Raw genomic sequence first — 15513 nt, forward strand, 5'->3', positions numbered from 1 at the left:
GCCACCGGGAAACGTCCCGAATAAAATTTAGTCAAACAGAAGCCAGCAAAGTCTGCAATTCACCTGCTTCATACATTTCCAGCATAATATCAGAACCGCCGACAAATTCACCTTTTACATACAACTGCGGAATGGTTGGCCAGTTTGCATATTCCTTGATACCCTGACGGATATCATCATCTTCAAGCACATTAACAGTATAAAAATCTTTCAAGCCAGCTGCCTGTAAAATCTGCACAGCACGAGATGAAAAACCACACTGTGGAAACTGTTTTGTCCCTTTCATGAACAATACAACCGGATGATCGGTTACAAGCGCTTTAATTCTTTCCTGAGTACTCATGTACATTCCTTATTTCATTTACTTAATGCGTGTTAGCACAGCAGCAAAAAAGCCGTCTGTATGATGTTCACTGGTATTCAACTGCAAATAATCACCCTGCATAGCTGGCAAAGCATGACTCTTTAGCAAAGTATGTACCGGTTCAATATGCCAGCCTGTGTTGGCGGCCAGAAAATCATTTAATTGCTGCTGATTTTCAGCCTCCAGAATACTACATGTGGCATATATCAGTCTGCCACCCGAGCGTACCAACGCAGAAGCTGCCTGCAAAATCGACCGCTGTTGCTGCTGCAATGCCTCAACATTGTCACCACTCTGGCGATATTTTAAATCAGGATTGCGGCGCAAAGTACCTAGCCCGGAACAAGGCGCATCTACCAGCACACAATCCGCTTTACCTTTTAAACGAGCAATACGGGCATCGTGCTCATTATCTATGCGCTGCGGATGAATATTAGTCAAACCTGCACGTACCATCCGCGGCTTCAGATTAGCCAGACGTTTTTCCGCCACATCCAACGCATACAGGCGTCCACAGCCAGCCATCATCGCGCCCATTGCCAGCGTTTTACCGCCTGCACCCGCACAGAAGTCAACAGCAATCTGCCCGCGTTTTACACCTGTTAACAGTGCCAGCAACTGACTGCCCTCATCTTGTACTTCCAGCACACCGTCCAGAAACAGCGGATGTCGGTTTAATGCCGGCTTATCATACAACCGGATTCCCCAAGGTGAATAAGGAGTAGCTTCTGCGCGCAAGCCTTCTGCCTGCAACACAGCCAGAATCTTATCACGCTTACCTTTCAAAGTATTGACCCGCACATCCAGCGGTGCTGCCTGCATCACACTGCGACCAAAAGCAATAATCTGATTCTCATCCCAGCCCTGCTGCTGCAAACAGTCAGTCATCCATTCAGGCAGCTCGGCAGCAGTTGCCAGCGTAGCAGCAAAATCAGATTTATGCTCCTTTAATTCAACCAGCCACTGCTTCTCTTCAGCATCACACAGACTTTCTACAGCATGAATACTTAAACCGCGTCCTAAAACCAGTGCCGCCAAAGCTGCACGACGCGGTTTGTTATGCGGTCTTTGCAACATCTTCTGGATTTTCTGCAAGTGACGAATGGTCGCAAATACGGTTTCTGCAATTTCCTGCCGGTCACGCACACCCAGCTTGCGCTGGCGCCGGAAGAAAGCCGACAACACAACATCTGCCGGCTGTCTGAACGTTAACACCTGAGCCAGAGCAGCAGCTGTCAAATCAAGTTGTTGTGCATTTATCATAATTACTTAAATAGCCTTCCCATCAATCTGGCCGCCTTTCAGCTGCAAGGTATAAACCTTACCATTATCCATATAGCTAATCCGTACCGGAACATTCCCAAACTGCGGTGCAAAAGCATATTCCACCACATAATCACCACGACTGATACTGTACTGGCTGATATCGATTTGCTGGCCATTAATCACCAGCTGAGTATTGCCGAGGCTACGAACCGTATCCAGCGGATAAACTTTTTTACCATTAGTCAAATAGGTATTTGCGGGCAAATTTCCGTGATTAAAGCCCAATTGCCAGCCCAGTGCAAACATATCGTATACCGGCCCGTTTACCACCATATGCTTACCAGCCTCAGAAATCTTGCCATAATCAACCCCCTGCTCAGTAAAGTGCGCCTGTGCATAAGGCTTACCAAAGCGGCTATCCACATAGGAAAGCGGATTCAGACCAGAACCGTTTACCGTGCCCGCAGAAACAAACTGCATTTGGTAAAAAATCACATTAATTTGAGTATTAATCCGGTACTGGTTACCTTTCTGTACAAAATCCATACTTACCGGCAAACCATAACTGTCTACAAACTGTAATTGTGCCTGTTGTGGCAAATCGGCTGCCCGTACTACTACCGGTAATAACAGTAAACTTATCCATGTCAGCAACACACCCGGCGAAAATTTTATTTTCATACTTCTCTCATAGCATACTAATTTTTCAGACAGACCGAACCATTCTCATTGACTAAAGACAGATTATTTACTCGATTACCCTCTACAACCAGATTGCCAGCAACAAAATCAGCCACTACCTGAGGCAATAATTCATGCTCAACGCACAAAACCCGTTGTGCCAGAGTATCGGCTGTATCACCATTCACAACAGGTACAACCCCCTGAGCAATAATCGGGCCGCAATCCAATTGAGCCGTCACAAAATGAATAGTACATCCAGCCACCCTACAGCCACTGTCCAGTGCCCGCTGATGCGTATGCAGTCCGGGGAATGCCGGCAATAAAGACGGATGAATATTAATCAGCCTGCCGGCATAATGTTCGCAGAATTCAGGGGTTAAAATACGCATAAAACCTGCAAGCAACACCAGATCCGGCTGATAGGCATCAATTCGCGCCATAAGAGCAGCATCAAACGCTTCACGACCAACGTAATCCTGATGGCAGATTGCCTCAGTTGCCAGACCACGCTGTGCCGCCCATTGTAAACCGGCTGCATCAGCCCGATTACTGATTACCGCCACCACTTCTGCCTGCGCAATATTTGCCTGCACCACAGCCTGCATATTACTGCCACGCCCTGAAATCAGAATCACAATTCTTTTCATACTGCTTATCTTCCATCAGTCAACAAAAGCCTAGCCCAAAGACACCATTTCCAACTGCTCAAGACTACGTCCCAGAAACCGCTCCCCGATTGTCTGAAAGCGCAGAGGAATATCACTCACATAGAAACGATATTGCGCCCCCGAATGATCCGGATTAACAAGCTGCTGCTGTTTCAATGCCAGTGCCGTTACTTCTGCCGTCGTAATAGCCGAATCAACAAGTTTCAATTGTGGTGCTTCCTGCCGAATTAAAGATTTGAGTAACGGGTAATGAGTACAGCCCAAGACCAGAGTATCCACATCTTCCGCCAGAATAGGCTTTAAATATTCTCTAGCTGTTAATCGTGTCACCTCATGATCCAGCCAGCCTTCTTCTACCAGCGGCACCAGCAATGGACAGGCTTGTGAAAATACGCGGGTTTGTGCATTCTGTTTGTGAATCGCCCGCGCATAAGCATTGCTATTGACCGTAGTACTGGTAGCAATCACACCAATGTGATTATTTCGTGTTGTTTCCAGTGCAGCCTTAGCTCCAGCAGAAATCACATCTAATACCGGCATACCGCCTGCCAGCTGCCGTATCTTATCCCGTGCCACCGCTGCTATGGTATTACAGGCCACAACCAGAGCCTTAACATCATGTTCCAGCAGAAACGACACAATCTGCTCAGTATAAACCTCAATCGTATGTCTGGACTTCACCCCATACGGAACCCGTGCCGTATCTCCAAAATAAATAATATTTTCATTAGGCAGCCGTTCCATCAAAGCCCTTACTACAGTCAGGCCACCAACTCCGGAATCAAATACACCTATTGGGCGTTGTTGTATTGCAGTCATTTGTCTCTTCATCTGTAGCCATGACAATTCAGCACACCGCGCACCGAATCAATAACAGGCCAGTCATCATCGCAATTATAACATTGACCCAAAATTATACTCATAGTACAAATCCGGCCGTACAGGCTTAAAAGCGGCTTTTGCCAGATCAATTGGCCTGCCGGCACAACTTTACTACTTTCACTCTTACAAACTTTATCGCATAATAAACCCGTTTTGTTAATTAAACATACCATGTCTGCATCTCAAATCCGTGAACTAGTTCTGGCCAGCGAAAATGATACCCTGAATCTGGGTGCTCTTTTTGCCCAGTATATCAGCCCGCCTTTAATCATCTGGTTAGTAGGTGATTTAGGCGCGGGGAAAACAACCTTTACCCGTGGCTTACTAAATGCCCTAGGCTATCATGGTGCAGTTAAAAGTCCCACATACAATATAGTTGAAACCTATCCTTTTAACGGATTTCAGCTACATCATTTTGACTTATACCGCTTTCAAAGCCCTGAAGAATGGCTGGATGCAGGACTGGATGAACTCATCAACTCAGATAGCATTATCCTGATTGAATGGCCGCAACTGGGTGGAGACCTAGCGCCGCCGGCTGACATAATACTGAATATCACTTTTCATGGCAGTAGCCGCACAATCCAGATCAGTGCCACTACAGCCAATGGCACACACATACTAGATAAGATTACAGAATAAACCATGCCTAACCATATCAGCCGCCGAAAATTATTAATTGCTTCTACCGGCACACTATTAATCAGCCTTACCCCGTTTGCGCGCGCCGCCAATGCTGGCGCAGACATCGTGGCTTCGCGTATCTGGCCGGCCACAGCCTATACCAGAATGACTTTAGAATCCACAACACCAATTCAGTTTAAATATTTTCAGCTAAAAAATCCCGACAGATTAGTTATTGACATTCAAGGCTCAGTCACCAATCAAGCTTTGCGCCAACTGAGCAGCAAAGTCATCCCAATGGATCCGTATATTGCCAGTATCCGCATCGGGCAATTCAATCCTGAAACCATACGTATCGTGATGGATTTAAAAACTACCGTTAATCCGCAGGTATTTTCACTTGCTCCGGTAGCCAATTTCAAAAACCGTCTGGTAGTGGACTTATACCCCACCGCCACAGTAGCCATGGAAGAGGAAAAAAACGACCCATTAATGGCACTCTTACAAGACTATAGCCACGGCAAAGTCAACAGCGACGGCACCACCCGCCCACAGGCCACCGCATCCACGCCTCCTGTACAAAAAACACCTGAAAACAAACCACCTGTCACTAACCGGCCACCGATATCAGGTATGCCAAATAAACTCAGCCGCCAGCCAGTTATCATGATTGATCCGGGACATGGCGGTGAAGACCCCGGTGCCACAGGTCCATCCGGCCTGCATGAAAAAGATGTAGTACTGGCTATTGGACGTGAAGTAAAAAAAATACTGGACTCCTATGGCTACAAAACTTACATGACTCGGAACGAAGATATATTTATACCGCTTGGCGTTCGGGTAGCCAAAGCACGTAAACTCAGAGCCGATGTATTCGTTTCCATCCATGCTGATGCATTTACCAATCCATCGGCCAAAGGTACAGGCGTATATGCCCTTAATCCCAAAGGTGCCACCAGTGCAGCAGCCAAATATCTGGCACAGACCCAGAACGCGGCCGATTCAATTGGCGGCGTAAGTTACTCTACCGATAAAAATGTCAACAACACTCTGTTTGACCTTACCCAGACAGCAACCATTAACGATAGCCTGAAACTAGGCAGAGATGTTTTAAATCAATTAAGTAAAATTAATAATCTGCATAAAGGCAGTGTCGATCAGGCTAATTTCGCCGTTCTGAAAGCACCGGATGTCCCATCCATACTGGTTGAAACCGCTTTTATTTCCAATCCGATTGAAGAACGATTATTATCAAGTAGTGATTTCCGCCAGAAAATGGCCACTTCCATTGCCAGCGGTATTAAAGATTATTTATCGACGGCAGTACTTGCACGTCGTTGATAGCAATGAATCATTTATTCCTTATCCATTAATCAATACAGCAGTTCTGGTATAAATGGCAAATGAAATGACACTTTTACAGCCAGAAAATCAATTTTGCGATAACTATTAAACTTCCTTTTCGATATTCAATAACAGGACTGACTGAAAATCGTTAGTATTTTTATTACAGTACAAAATGGCGTTTTTATTAAATGATAATTTAATTTATCGCACTTTGGTGCTCCGAGAAATTAAATATTATTGATTTAAGCTGCAACACAAATTACAGCTTAATAATTGAAGTAGATTGAAAATAATCTAACATTGAACTCAAGACAGAAATATTGAATACCGATTGCAGAATGTATCTCAGCCTGCAATCGGTAATTCGCAGATAAAAATATAAAGATTAATTGCTACTCAGAAATTAAGACTAACAAAAGGCTGCTAGACTTATTTCCTTTATCAAAAATTATGTCCCATTTGGTTCATTCCTTTATACCGCGATACCGCGCCAGTAAAATTACTGGCGCTTTTTTTTACACTCAAACTACTGCTAATATTCCCGCGCTTCTTCCCACATGCGGAACAATTTGTCATGCTCAATTTTTAAGATAGTAGTTAAAAGCAGCCATAACTCTTCAAAATCTAAACTGAATGATGGGCTTTCGAGTATGTAATTGCGTAGCTTGACTAATGATTTACCTTTAAAATTTACTGTAACAGCTTCGATCAATGCATCTTTATTTTTTTCCAGTGAAAGCTCTGTCATTGTTAAAAATTGATGGCGCTCTAGGTAAGCAGCATCTTTACGCCTCAATGCTAGCTTTTCTGTATCCGTCATATAATTTTCAGGATGAAGATGCCGGTCTATTTCATCATCTGTCATTACCCTGAATGCTTCTTGCCCACCTGATGATTGCTTAATCCATTCATTGGCCAGCTCAACCGTATCAAATGCATATACTCGACCATCTTTGTTATTAAAATAATATTTCATCTTAACCTCTTCTTAGTTCTGACCACGCTCTAATATCCATATTGCCATTTAGATAATACCCATGACCGGGCGGTATGATGCCATATAAAGCTTTACGCTGTGAGTCTTGATTACTTGTATTGACTTCACCCAACAGTACACCATTAACAGCAAGCTCAGCTCTTCTTTCGTTTGTTTGATAAAAACTAATGGCCACTGCAATAGGTGAAGCTGTCTGATTGGTGTAGACAGTGCCATATGCCCGCCATGGTGTTACATTCACCCAATCCTGATTGAAGCCTAATGAATGAACTTGACGTACATGAATAACTGCATTCCCATCTCCGTTAAACCAGCAATTACCTGTTACATCGCCGTTTAAAACAAATTGACGAGAATGTCTTAATACGTTTGCATAATTTGCAGAATTCGCATTGCCTGTTGTATTCTGATTCCCAGGTCTGTTCACCCCTGGTAAATCGATATCGCTAGTCCCATCAAAACTCATCCCACCAATTTTGCATGGCTTGTATAATTTAGATGCAGTAACCGCATTACCACCCTTATCCAACTTGCTGTCATTCAGTGCTTTACCCTGTCGTGCAGATAATGCTGAAAGTTTGTCATTAGAATTCAGCGTATCAATTATCTTGGTTACGCCGGCAACATCGGCAGTTGCGGCTGCTGGCGTACTTGATGCTATTAACATTTTGATTGCTGTTATTACCTGATTCTGTGTGGCCTTTTCCGGCTTGATGCCAGCTGCGGCCAGAATGGCAATTAATTCAGCCTGTACCTGATTCAGCCAGCTGGCTGGCAATACAGTGCCCAGTTCATTTATACCGTTACCATCATGGAACAGTCCATCTTGCGTATCAATTGGATACATTTTTATTTGTCCTTATAAGTAAATCGTATATCAGTAAATGCTGGTTTCAGCTCTTTTAATACACTTTCAATAATTACATCACCATATGCTGTCAATCTGTCGCCGGCTGTTGACATTCCGGAACGAAAGCGGGTTGCGCGACTATCAGCATTCCTGATGTTTACCCACCACACCCACATAATATCTTCACGCGCTAACCTATCACCTGCGCGGTTAACACCAGCGCGGAATGGCTGTGGTTCTGTTATGGTGATGTCGTAGCCAATTGAGGCAGCCATCTGCATAAAATAAGGAATACTCAAGCCACCGGTTTCATTAATTTTAGTGATCACTGCCAGTATTCTTTGCTGGCCATTTTTACCGGAGCTATCCAGATTGAGTAGCTCCTCCCAGCGGGCGATATAATTTCCCGAAGCGCGTGGGTCAATAACGCCCAGTTTACGACGGGCTGCATTCTGTATTTCATCCAGACAGTTGCCATCAATTATGGCGGCATTTCTTACTGCCGGTGCCGTGCGGTTGTATGCAACGGCTGGTAATAATCCCAATAAGGTATTAACATAACTCATAGCATACTCACATCCACCGTACCCAGCATAAACCATTCAATTTTCTCTTTTATCTCAGCCGTCAGATTAGCTGCCGGCTGAATCATTTTGCGGTCAATAACGCCAGATACGTCACTGATTACGGCTTCCAATTGAGATGCAATCACGCTATCACCAGGCTTTAAGGCACTGAAATGCTCCTGCAAGGCCTGTCTGATGTCCGCTGTCGCCCTTTCAAGGTTCCCATCGGACAAACGCACCTTTACTTTAATATCAACTCTGGTGACATCTGGTTTAATAACAAAGCTGTTTTTAGCAGTTACCGGACGCACTGAATCAATGTAAGCCTGTACTTTGCTGACTATCTCATCACTGGGTAAATTATTATTGCTGGTAATAACAATATCTACCGTTCCAAGCCCACGGCGTAATGGGTATACATATGCGCTGGTAACACCGTCCACACTCAATGCCCAAGCCCGATAATCATATTTATTGCCTCCGGCAGGTGGGCGACGCAATAAATCCAGCAAACGGTTCAATAACGAAGTATCGCTTTCAACATCAGTGCCACCGGTTGTATGTACGATTTCGACATCACTGGATACGCCTATCGGTGCAGCCATAAATTGTGCTGCTTTATTATGCTGATTTGATGCAGAACCAGCTTCATCCGCCTGTATGGATAAAACAGCAGTACCCTCCTTACCGATTACAGCCTCTTGCTGAACCGCATATAAATACTCACCACATTTAATTTGTAGTTTTGCTTTTATTAATGATCCTTCAATACCATGCGCAATGGCTGTTCCATTGGCTGAAGTAGCATTCTTGCGGCGTATGCCACGCAGATTACAATGCCTTTCTAAAAATTCTGTATCTGCAGTATCTGGAAAAAATTGTCTTAATATCCATGCCTGATGGGCATATTGTCCTGTGGCACAACTGGCCAGACTGCTCGCCCGGATAAAATTATCACTATCTGAAGAAATATCAGCTTCGGGATTTAATGAAACCATATCACGCAAAATAGCCTGACGTATTTCCTCAAATGTTGGAATATTATGCATTTTCAAAATCCATTTAATTATTTTTTAAATTACTTTAACCGGACATTCAAATATAAATTTTTCTCCAGTTAATTGCGTTACCTGTATATTCAGATTCAGCATGCCATTATGTGCTTGCATGGTGGCAACAGAAATATCTGCCGCACGCCCATCATCAATAATTGGCTGTAACGCTTGTTGCGCATACTGTTTGGCTAGCAAACTAACTGATTGCAAATCTTTTTCCCGCTCAAGCGTATACAACAGTGAACCCAGCTTTTTATCCGCCCAATAGCTACCCAGCGGTGTTATCAGACGCAAATAAACTGCGTTTTGTAAATGATTTATGATTTGTCCGGTATAATCACCTGTTCTGGTATCAATTTCTCTGTCCATAAACTATCCCGTTGTGTTATTTCTGTAGTTTATAAAAATAACAATATTTATCTGAAACTGAAGTACTTCAACAGCTATCAAACAGGCTTGCCTACGCTGACACTGTGATCATGGTCTGCCAGACTGATGCCTTTGGCTTTAACATCGCCAACAGTGGTATAGCTGCCATTAGTCTGAACAATATTGCCTGAAAATATCGCCCCCTGCCCGCCTTTAATATTCATGCCGCCATTACCATTAATTTGGCCTGCAGCTGTGATTTCCTGTGAACAATTAACATTTTGAGCACTGATATTTACGCCAGACTGAGCATCGATATTAATACCAGCTGCAGCCTCGATTTTTACTCCTGACGGTGCTTTTATATTTAAAGTTTCACAATCAATTTCAATCAGTTTGCCATTTTTTAAGGTAATCGAAGCACCAGATTGGTTATAAACAGCTACTTCACCGGCTGCCAGTGCTTTAATACGATATTCACCGTGTTCAGTGGCAATAATAATTCCATGACTAGTCTGACCACTTAATGGCAAAACAATAGCTTCCGAACCTACGGGCGGATTGCTGGTGAAACCAAATTGCTGTATCTGCTCAACATCCTGTAGAAATTCATCGGCCAGAGCGGCTATCTGAGCAGATTGAATCGGCTGAGAGGCGTTTACCCGTGTCAACCTGCCACGGAAAGCCTGCCGGACTGAGCTGGTAGTATTATTAATTGTCGTTCTGGTTTTATTTACCAACTTCGCAACATAACTCATCTGACTCTCCAATTAATTAAAATATATTGTAATTAAATATATACCTTGTTAAATTTTTGCCTGTTTATTCTGCCGGTTAGTCACACCTTTCCGTTTACCTTTGCGGGATCGTGCTGCTGCCGATTTTTTAACATAAGCATCCGGCGTCCATATTCCATCCTCCTTCAAGCGCAGTTCAGTCAGCGTGCCACCACTTCGACTCAGTAAGAACCGGCGTCCCATCAGAAAAAAAATGGCATCAATTTGCTGATCTTCATCAATGACATGCACTCGTTGACCAGGTTGCCATAAGACACCATCCTGAGTTTTATGATCTGCAACCGTAATGGTTAAAGTGAAACCTTCCAGACGCCAGTCCGAAAGCATTTTTTTTGCCTGCACCTTCAATTGTTCCAGATTTTCTGCATCACCGATTACGACTGTTTTCGGTTTGTACAAAAGCATTGTTTCGTCTTTATATACCCATTTCAAATCATGCTTTGATGAATTGGCATAACGGGTGTGGCTCTGGCCAAGAAAGGTAACTTCCGAGTAACGATTCTCAGTACTATATTCGATATGAATACTTTGAATATTACGTCTGCGATCATACTTACTATGACAAAGAGTTGCCACAGGCGGGCTGGCATAATCAGCACCGCCAATTACCAACGTACCATCTGGCTCCAGCCACACATGCAGGCCTGCCTTATAGGCAACTTTGCTCAATGCCTGCCATGCAGTTTCCCCAGGTTCAATGTCTACTTTGTCCAGAACTGGATTTTTTTCCGCCTTTAATATCACCTTTTTAATTTGTGGCCATGGTTCAACTATCTTCTGAGCCGCGGCTAAAACATTCATTCCTTTAACATTAATTTGCTTCACACTGCAATCTACCAGCAAACCGGCAAGGTCACGACCATTAAAACTGATACTATGGTTATTTTTATCAACCATTTCATTCTGGTGCCCAACAATCCCCGTCATAACCAACTGATTATTAATTAAAACCTCACATTGTAAAGAGCTATAATCAGCCAAAACACCCTGATTTCGGGAAACATTAGTTTCAAAACTGAAAGCATCAGCAGGAATCAAAAAATCACTGTCAATATCATAGCTAAGCCAGTCTTTATGCTCTTTTCCGCCTATACGTACCACCACTTCATTAGCATAAGGATACGGTAATACTTCAGTCTCATTTAACATAATAATTAATCCACTCATTACGCTGAATAAATGATGGATGGCATAAATGAGGATTCAGACGCATTAATTCATTCGCCCGTTTAATATCCTGATAAAGCAAATATGCCAGTTGGTGAATAGTGCCGCTAATATCTGCTTTTCTGGTTCGTATTGGCGGTTTCTGATTAATGACAGCCAGAATATAATTATTAAATTGTGCAGCGATATTAGCCAGCAACTGAACCATTATCGTCGTTTGCGTATATATATTGGCAGCATTTATGCTTTTAACATTATCAGCATAATCATAAGTTTCACGTAAAATATCTATTAATTTCTGAATACGCAGACGCAGATTATTATTGATATACAACAATTCATTTGCCGTAACTATGTCACTATTCACCTCAATTATAGTCACTGTATTCTGAATCAAAGCACCAATACTTATAATTTGCAGAATCTGGGCAATGGGTTGCATCTGAATACCCGCAATCTTTTGCACATGATTAATGGCTTCTTCAGATTCCTGAATATCCTGACTATGCAAAACATAATCAGGCAAATTATTCAAACTATCTACACGGTTACTGATAGAATCAAAAGTCTGTCTGCTACTTAAACTACCAGTAGCAAACTGTGCATCATTCGTCAGGCCTGTTGTCACCATTGTGGCCACAGAATGAATCAGCTTACTGACGTCCTGATTGTAAGATGCAGAAGAAAAAGCTTTACTGGTCAAATATTTTATGGGATCAAGATCGAAAAAGCGGCGAACACTGCCAGCTACACCACATAATGCAGCAAATACACCATTTGTACTGCCCCATAAAGATGAAATACCCTCCCGAACACTTAACAGCGTTTCAGAATAACCCAGTAATTGCTGTGTATACTTTTCAAGAGTATTGTGTATCTGCTCTAATTTAGCTAACCATTGATTTTCAAATAAAAATATCGGGGCAGACTCTTTCGCCTCAAAAAAGGTTATATCCAGTGCAACATAATTAACTGAATCAGCTTCAGTACGAAACGACCAGCTTGCAGCAATCATATTTTGTAATAGACCTAAAACCGGATGAACTAATGTGCCAGCACCTGGTTCCTCCAGCACCGCCAATAACTGTGATAACTTTGTATCAAATCCAGCACCAAAATAGACAGCAGCAATCTGACATTGCCGTCCCTGCGTACCCAAATCCTCAATATCAGTTCCATTTGCAAACGGACGACCATGCCTAACTAGCGCTTTCTCATTTTTATCACTAATAGAAATGACATCAAAGGCAACATTTTTATAACTGGCCTTTTGCAGATTATTCTTCCACATAGTCATTATTGTGCACCTCCACGGTTATACATTTCCATTTGATTGCGTGAAACCAGATTACTAATCACTCTGCCATCAAGCGTTACCGTAAGATTATTCTGAATAACCTGCTGCTGGTTCGACAGAATAGTAGCTATTTTGTCTAAACGTATACCCAACTCCTGTACAATAGACTGAAAAGCATTTTGAAATTCAGCACTTTGCTGCACAAGCATAGACTGCCCAGCACCAGACTGGCTTTCTATAGCAGGTAAATCAGCCAGAGCATTTCTGTATGAAAGCATCATTACAGCAGACGGTGTCATATTCGCACCCGTTATCAGCTCATCCCTTTCACAGGCAAACATTGATTGCCCATATAATGCAGGATTGAGTCCGTAGGCATTGCGAAAATCTGATGTGATTGGCTGGTTCCCCTCTACATCAGTTGTAGCTGTTATTTCCTCAGTATCCTTATTTTGCGTAACAGCATCGCCTACCTTATCGCCCATAAAGCTGCCGCCGATTCCGCCAAGTAAACCGCCAACCAGCCCGCCCAGCGCAGTACCTATACCAGGTAATATTAATGTTCCGATTGCAGCGCCAACCTGACCTCCTGCCCAGGCACCTGCCAGACCACCAGCGGTACTGGTTGCATTTTTTATCTGAGCCGTCTTCTTTTCTTCATAGGTTAAACTGTCATCATTCTGAATTGCATATACATTATAGGCACCACCAAGGACAGCCAATGCCGAATTACCCCGTCCTAACATTTTACCAGACACTCTAGCTGGAATTTTTCTACTTTTTATGCCAGTTTTACCACCGACTGACGTTTTTTTACCGTTGCTTCTGCGTGATTTTCTTCTTTCTCTATCAAAATCACCTGCTGAATCAATATCACCTCCTTGACCAGACAAAGCCCCCAATACCTTCAGTGCAGTTGCAGCACTGCCAGCAGCTGCGGCCAAAGCGGTTACAGCAAGCGTAAGAGCAGGAAATTCCGCTGATAACTCGGTCAACTTCGTTTGAAAATTAACTAATGGTTCTACTACATCACTTCTGCCCAAAGTAGTCAAAGCACGATTTTTTTCCTGCTGCCGCTCCGGATCCGAGGATAATACGGCCAACTGTTTGGCAGCCAAACCACCAGCATCTTTCTGCAACGCGTTTATTTGTGGCAGCAGCAGATTATTATTCAAATTAGCATTAATAGCATCTCTAGCATCTACAGGAATAAAAGATAACAGCTTATCCTGACGAGCCTCCATCTGTTGCTGTGCCTGTACATCGCCTGCATCAGCTTTTTGCTTTAAGTTCTGGTAACTCTTATCTTTGGCCAGAATATCACTACAAACTTTAATCAGAGATTGAGCATCATTTAATCCCTGCTTATTGCCCTGTTCCCTGATTTTATCCCAATCAAGATATTTGCCAGAAGCATTAGGATCTTTAATTTTACGCAGATTACTGCCCAATTCCGGATTAGCCAATGTTTCCAGAAAAGCTTTAATGCTTTTACTTGCCTCATCATTGGATTCTGAATTTTTTGATGTGGTCTGTAAGGCTGAAATTAAATAATCGATACCTCCAGTATCCGTTAGCCCCGCCTTTTTGGCAGAAGACAGTAAATCCGGTAATTCACCCTGCAATTGGGCAATAGTAAATTTACCCTGACTGCTTGATCCAATAATATGATCAGAAACCGAATTATAATCTTTAGCCTGCAGACCATAGTCTGCCAATGATTTGTACAATCTGGCTGTATTTTCATGGTCATATTCACCAGCATTGGCAGAGGATCCGACCATGGTGCGATGAGCATAAGGAATTGTTGCCTTCACCTGATCCAGAGTCATGTTCTGCTGTAACATATCAGTAAACAGATTCAGAGCAGCCTGTGATGTACCGCCATTTTTAGCAACTAACCCCTGAACCAAACCCTGAATTTCTTTAACACCCTGAGTTTTAATCCAATCCGCAGATTTACTCTTATCTGTACCAAATGCCTTTGCAGCCGCTTGAATCACACCTGAACGTAATTTTTTTTCATCATCTATTGCGGGTTTAACTGCGCCGTAAGCCGCCTTTCCGCCCCTGATAAGTTCACTGCCAACAGTTTTGGCTACGCCCCATTTAGATGAATTTTTTTGTTGTTCAGCAAAATTTTTTTGTATTTTAGAACTTTTTTCTAATTCCTTATTTAACTCACGAATACTGTTACGAGAAGCCTTGGTTGCATGCTGAATCTGTTTTTGAGCCGCAGTAGCAGTAGCAGTAAAATTCTTATATGCATTCTTGCTCTTACCAATTTCCCGTTGTATTTCCCGCTCAGACCGTATTTCCTTCCGTAATCGCATATCCGCGGCACGCTGTTGCTCTCGCTGAATCTGCTGAATAATTCGGATTTGGGATTTACCGGCTTTCTCACTTTCCCTGACTGCAACGGCAGCTGTACGCTTGATTTGCTGTTCTAATTTTTTTACCTCCTCAGTCATTCTGGTAATAGAGGCCTCCTGTTTTGCTAGCGACTCCTGATTTGAAGACATGTCAATACTCTCGTCTAATTGTTGATTATATTTATTCTGACTGATTAAAAATAATTGC

General features: G+C 43.0%; 16 protein-coding genes. 2 read left to right on the top strand and 14 right to left on the bottom strand.

Annotation, left to right across the window (positions count from 1 at the left end):
* Nucleotides 1-31: 31 nt before the first annotated feature.
* The 5 genes from grxD to murI are packed head-to-tail and all read right to left on the bottom strand — an operon-like array spanning nucleotide 32 to nucleotide 3801.
* Nucleotides 32-343 carry a Grx4 family monothiol glutaredoxin gene (gene grxD, locus MJ761_RS03805; protein WP_093090251.1) on the bottom strand — a complete coding sequence of 104 codons (312 nt, stop codon included), beginning with the start codon at nucleotides 341-343 and terminating at the stop codon, nucleotides 32-34.
* A gap of 18 nt (nucleotides 344-361) precedes the next feature.
* Complete coding sequence (locus MJ761_RS03810; protein WP_093090808.1) at nucleotides 362-1624, bottom strand: RsmB/NOP family class I SAM-dependent RNA methyltransferase; 1263 nt, start codon at nucleotides 1622-1624, stop codon at nucleotides 362-364.
* 9 nt (nucleotides 1625-1633) lie between these two features.
* On the bottom strand, nucleotides 1634-2311 hold the full coding sequence (locus tag MJ761_RS03815; protein WP_093090248.1) for a hypothetical protein: 678 nt from the start codon (nucleotides 2309-2311) through the stop codon (nucleotides 1634-1636).
* A 17-nt stretch (nucleotides 2312-2328) separates the two neighbouring features.
* A complete protein-coding gene (gene purN, locus MJ761_RS03820; protein ID WP_093090246.1) occupies nucleotides 2329-2961 on the bottom strand; it encodes a phosphoribosylglycinamide formyltransferase in 633 nt (210 codons plus the stop codon).
* A gap of 30 nt (nucleotides 2962-2991) precedes the next feature.
* Nucleotides 2992-3801: a glutamate racemase gene (gene murI, locus MJ761_RS03825; RefSeq protein WP_093090244.1), complete on the bottom strand. Its 810-nt coding sequence runs from the start codon at nucleotides 3799-3801 to the stop codon at nucleotides 2992-2994.
* 234 nt (nucleotides 3802-4035) lie between these two features.
* Between murI and tsaE the strand changes: the two genes are divergently transcribed.
* On the top strand, nucleotides 4036-4506 hold the full coding sequence (gene tsaE, locus MJ761_RS03830) for a tRNA (adenosine(37)-N6)-threonylcarbamoyltransferase complex ATPase subunit type 1 TsaE (RefSeq protein ID WP_093090240.1): 471 nt from the start codon (nucleotides 4036-4038) through the stop codon (nucleotides 4504-4506).
* A 3-nt stretch (nucleotides 4507-4509) separates the two neighbouring features.
* Nucleotides 4510-5829: an N-acetylmuramoyl-L-alanine amidase gene (locus MJ761_RS03835; RefSeq protein WP_093090238.1), complete on the top strand. Its 1320-nt coding sequence runs from the start codon at nucleotides 4510-4512 to the stop codon at nucleotides 5827-5829.
* Nucleotides 5830-6367: 538 nt separating this feature from the next.
* On the opposite strand, the gene MJ761_RS03840 is transcribed toward MJ761_RS03835, so the two are convergent.
* The 9 genes from MJ761_RS03840 to MJ761_RS03880 all read right to left on the bottom strand — a co-directional run bounded on the left by MJ761_RS03840 (nucleotide 6368) and on the right by MJ761_RS03880 (nucleotide 15455).
* Nucleotides 6368-6811 (bottom strand): hypothetical protein, encoded by a 444-nt coding sequence (locus MJ761_RS03840; RefSeq protein ID WP_093090236.1) that lies wholly within the window; start codon nucleotides 6809-6811, stop codon nucleotides 6368-6370.
* A gap of 1 nt (nucleotide 6812) precedes the next feature.
* Nucleotides 6813-7679 carry a hypothetical protein gene (locus tag MJ761_RS03845; protein WP_093090234.1) on the bottom strand — a complete coding sequence of 289 codons (867 nt, stop codon included), beginning with the start codon at nucleotides 7677-7679 and terminating at the stop codon, nucleotides 6813-6815.
* A 2-nt stretch (nucleotides 7680-7681) separates the two neighbouring features.
* Entirely contained in the window at nucleotides 7682-8248 is a 567-nt protein-coding gene (locus MJ761_RS03850; RefSeq protein WP_093090232.1) for a YmfQ family protein, read from the bottom strand.
* On the bottom strand, nucleotides 8245-9297 hold the full coding sequence (locus MJ761_RS03855; RefSeq protein WP_093090230.1) for a baseplate J/gp47 family protein: 1053 nt from the start codon (nucleotides 9295-9297) through the stop codon (nucleotides 8245-8247). The genes MJ761_RS03850 and MJ761_RS03855 overlap by 4 nt, the downstream gene beginning before the upstream one ends.
* 24 nt (nucleotides 9298-9321) lie before the next feature.
* Nucleotides 9322-9672, bottom strand: a complete 351-nt coding sequence (locus tag MJ761_RS03860; protein WP_093090228.1) for a phage GP46 family protein — start codon at nucleotides 9670-9672, stop codon at nucleotides 9322-9324.
* A 77-nt stretch (nucleotides 9673-9749) separates the two neighbouring features.
* Nucleotides 9750-10430, bottom strand: a complete 681-nt coding sequence (locus MJ761_RS03865; protein WP_093090227.1) for a phage baseplate assembly protein V — start codon at nucleotides 10428-10430, stop codon at nucleotides 9750-9752.
* Nucleotides 10431-10478: 48 nt separating this feature from the next.
* Complete coding sequence (locus MJ761_RS03870) at nucleotides 10479-11618, bottom strand: phage baseplate assembly protein (RefSeq protein WP_093090225.1); 1140 nt, start codon at nucleotides 11616-11618, stop codon at nucleotides 10479-10481.
* Nucleotides 11608-12933 (bottom strand): DNA circularization protein, encoded by a 1326-nt coding sequence (locus tag MJ761_RS03875; RefSeq protein ID WP_093090223.1) that lies wholly within the window; start codon nucleotides 12931-12933, stop codon nucleotides 11608-11610. Before MJ761_RS03875 ends, MJ761_RS03870 begins: the two co-directional genes overlap by 11 nt.
* Nucleotides 12933-15455 (bottom strand): phage tail tape measure protein, encoded by a 2523-nt coding sequence (locus tag MJ761_RS03880; protein WP_141683391.1) that lies wholly within the window; start codon nucleotides 15453-15455, stop codon nucleotides 12933-12935. Before MJ761_RS03880 ends, MJ761_RS03875 begins: the two co-directional genes overlap by 1 nt.
* Between the last annotated feature and the right edge of the window lie 58 nt (nucleotides 15456-15513).

It is taken from the genome of Snodgrassella communis (assembly GCF_914768045.1).
Taxonomy (GTDB): domain Bacteria; phylum Pseudomonadota; class Gammaproteobacteria; order Burkholderiales; family Neisseriaceae; genus Snodgrassella; species Snodgrassella communis.

Bases quoted from the DNA above. Each gene is read 5' to 3' on its own strand.
- grxD (WP_093090251.1), bottom strand. From the start codon at position 343: ATGAGTACTCAGGAAAGAATTAAAGCGCTTGTAACCGATCATCCGGTT.
- MJ761_RS03815 (WP_093090248.1), bottom strand. From the start codon at position 2,311: ATGAAAATAAAATTTTCGCCGGGTGTGTTGCTGACATGGATAAGTTTA.
- purN (WP_093090246.1), bottom strand. From the start codon at position 2,961: ATGAAAAGAATTGTGATTCTGATTTCAGGGCGTGGCAGTAATATGCAG.
- murI (WP_093090244.1), bottom strand. From the start codon at position 3,801: ATGACTGCAATACAACAACGCCCAATAGGTGTATTTGATTCCGGAGTT.
- tsaE (WP_093090240.1), top strand. From the start codon at position 4,036: ATGTCTGCATCTCAAATCCGTGAACTAGTTCTGGCCAGCGAAAATGAT.
- MJ761_RS03835 (WP_093090238.1), top strand. From the start codon at position 4,510: ATGCCTAACCATATCAGCCGCCGAAAATTATTAATTGCTTCTACCGGC.
- MJ761_RS03840 (WP_093090236.1), bottom strand. From the start codon at position 6,811: ATGAAATATTATTTTAATAACAAAGATGGTCGAGTATATGCATTTGAT.
- MJ761_RS03845 (WP_093090234.1), bottom strand. From the start codon at position 7,679: ATGTATCCAATTGATACGCAAGATGGACTGTTCCATGATGGTAACGGT.
- MJ761_RS03850 (WP_093090232.1), bottom strand. From the start codon at position 8,248: ATGAGTTATGTTAATACCTTATTGGGATTATTACCAGCCGTTGCATAC.
- MJ761_RS03855 (WP_093090230.1), bottom strand. From the start codon at position 9,297: ATGCATAATATTCCAACATTTGAGGAAATACGTCAGGCTATTTTGCGT.
- MJ761_RS03860 (WP_093090228.1), bottom strand. From the start codon at position 9,672: ATGGACAGAGAAATTGATACCAGAACAGGTGATTATACCGGACAAATC.
- MJ761_RS03865 (WP_093090227.1), bottom strand. From the start codon at position 10,430: ATGAGTTATGTTGCGAAGTTGGTAAATAAAACCAGAACGACAATTAAT.
- MJ761_RS03870 (WP_093090225.1), bottom strand. From the start codon at position 11,618: ATGTTAAATGAGACTGAAGTATTACCGTATCCTTATGCTAATGAAGTG.
- MJ761_RS03875 (WP_093090223.1), bottom strand. From the start codon at position 12,933: ATGACTATGTGGAAGAATAATCTGCAAAAGGCCAGTTATAAAAATGTT.
- MJ761_RS03880 (WP_141683391.1), bottom strand. From the start codon at position 15,455: ATGTCTTCAAATCAGGAGTCGCTAGCAAAACAGGAGGCCTCTATTACC.